4 protein-coding genes and 1 pseudogene are annotated in these 2,079 nt (G+C 30.5%); all 5 read left to right on the forward strand.

The features are described 5' to 3' along the window. Positions 1 to 260: 260 nt before the first annotated feature. Positions 261 to 479, forward strand: a complete 219-nt coding sequence (locus F960_RS23305; protein ID WP_074162264.1) for a hypothetical protein — start codon at positions 261 to 263, stop codon at positions 477 to 479. Between the two features lie 306 nt (positions 480 to 785). Beyond that, a complete protein-coding gene (locus F960_RS17870; RefSeq protein WP_000504219.1) occupies positions 786 to 1,157 on the forward strand; it encodes a hypothetical protein in 372 nt (123 codons plus the stop codon). Next, complete coding sequence (locus F960_RS22715) at positions 1,157 to 1,297, forward strand: hypothetical protein (protein WP_001985218.1); 141 nt, start codon at positions 1,157 to 1,159, stop codon at positions 1,295 to 1,297. Before F960_RS17870 ends, F960_RS22715 begins: the two co-directional genes overlap by 1 nt. A gap of 108 nt (positions 1,298 to 1,405) precedes the next feature. Continuing rightward, positions 1,406 to 1,765, forward strand: a complete 360-nt coding sequence (locus tag F960_RS17875; RefSeq protein WP_000360920.1) for an SEL1-like repeat protein — start codon at positions 1,406 to 1,408, stop codon at positions 1,763 to 1,765. Positions 1,766 to 1,859: 94 nt separating this feature from the next. Continuing rightward, positions 1,860 to 2,079, forward strand: a pseudogene (locus F960_RS22845) (hypothetical protein); the annotation flags it as partial.

A 2,079-nucleotide genomic window follows, 5' to 3' on the forward strand; every position in this document is an offset into this window, starting at 1 on the left:
TCTTAGGCTAAAGAAGACAAAAAAATGTTTTTCAGAGGGTCTAGGCGCAAATTTTGATAGTTCGCTCGTAGACACTCGCTCTATGCATCTATCTAAAGTCAAAATACCTCTTTATTTCGCTCTCATTTGCGTTTTTTGAGCTGTTTTGTGTTTTTCACTATGAGATCTATGTTTTCTAGGTAAAGGCTCTTAAATCGCATTTGAACGCGTTCTATGAAGCTTTTCATAATTAAAGTTTTGGGTTGAAATTTTTAACCTGGATGAATGGACAAAAAATTGATTTTTTACGTTTTTTTAAACAAGGAAATAAATACTTTTTTCCATGCAAAACCAAGCACCGGCCCTACGTCACTTTAGCCAATTTTCCAATCCAAGATCCGGCACATGCCGGGATTTTTTTGTCACACACCACGCATCTAACGATGACAACCTTCAAACCCTTATGGTGTAAGGGGTTGGGTAATTATTTTGTGTGTTAGAAAGCTGCGCTGCAAAAAGCCCATTTTTTGAAATAAGTTATTGATTTTATTTATTAATTTGCTGCGCTCATAGTTGTACACCAAAACAACACTTTTTTCATATAATACTTTGATAAATATAAGAAAAACTATGTACTTATTGTTGTACATGAAAAAAGCATTATATTTAAATAAGTTTTTGTTTTAAAATAAATTAATTATGTACAAATAGGTTTGTACATAATTTACTTATTATTTTTATTCAATTAGTTGAATTTTATAAATTTAATTTTGTACAAACATTGATTTTAATAAGAGGTGTAATTTATGGGCGAAAAAGTCAAAACTTATGCAGTCAGACTGGATCCACAAGTAGCCGAATTCTATGATCAATTGGCTAATTCAGAAGGAATCAGAACCAGTAAATTATTCAGTAAAATTTTGACCAATGATTTTCAATCTATTGCTGTTAAGCAGCAGGCCGATCGTATCGAGGATCTGGTGAATCGATTAGAGAAGCGAATAGATGATTTTGAGGAAGATAATAATTTTTCTGAAAAATATTATGAGGATTTTTCTGGACTCTATTTCATGATGTTATGGACATTAATGAAGAATGGGGCTTCTAAAGATGAGGTTAGAATGATGCAAGCTAAAGGTTACTCATATGCAGATGATAACTATAAGAGGGTAAAGTAATGTCAGATAATATTATTCAGCTTTCAAAGCCATGTACGCTTTGTGAAAATAGACAAAATGTACAACTTTTTGCAGGATTGATGCTGTGTGAAAGTTGTCAGGAAAATATCAGGCTTACGAACCCAGATATGTTCTCTTAAATAAAAAGCCTGAAATAAGAAGTATGCGAGCTAAGGGGATCTTCTATGCTGAACAAAATTTTGAAAAAAGTTTTTGAAAAATCAAAATTCTAAACAGGATTTATAGAAATGGATAAACAAAGAGTTTTCTTTTGTGGGAATTATCTAATTGAAAAAAGAGAAAAGTCTCAGATTAAAAAGAATGCAAAAGCAGGTGATGTGAAGTCTATGCTAGATTTGGCTAGATATTATTACGCAAATAAAAAAATTAAAAAAACCATAAAGTATGCTGATTTAGCAGCTTTGAGACAAGGTAGCTATACTCAATATGAAGTTGGAATATTCTACTTTCAGCTCGAGATACATTATAAAGCCGTTTTTTGGCTCACTATAGCTGCAAAGAATGGTGACCTTGATGCAATTGAAGATATTAAGTCTATATATAACATTAATTTAAATTTTTCTAATAATTTTAAAGATGCCGCATAAGATTGATAGCCCTATAAATAATAAGACGTGTTAAAAAGTAAAAAAGTTTTTTCAAGCACTGGATACATTCGCTTTATTTATAGGGGTAATAAACATGTCTAATGGAACAAATTATTTCAAATATATTGGGCTTGAATTTATTAAATTTTTGATACCAATTTCTATAACCTTCTTAACAGCTTGCTTCTTCTCAAAACTTTTTTCATCAAAAGAATTATTTGAAATTTATGTTTCTGCGAAAATTAATGCTCATCTTACAAATGAATTTTTCTCAATTCTAGGAGCTATTACAATTCTTCTTGGAATTTTATTCA

The sequence above is a fragment of the Acinetobacter gerneri DSM 14967 = CIP 107464 = MTCC 9824 genome (assembly GCF_000368565.1).
Classification (GTDB): Bacteria; Pseudomonadota; Gammaproteobacteria; order Pseudomonadales; family Moraxellaceae; genus Acinetobacter; species Acinetobacter gerneri.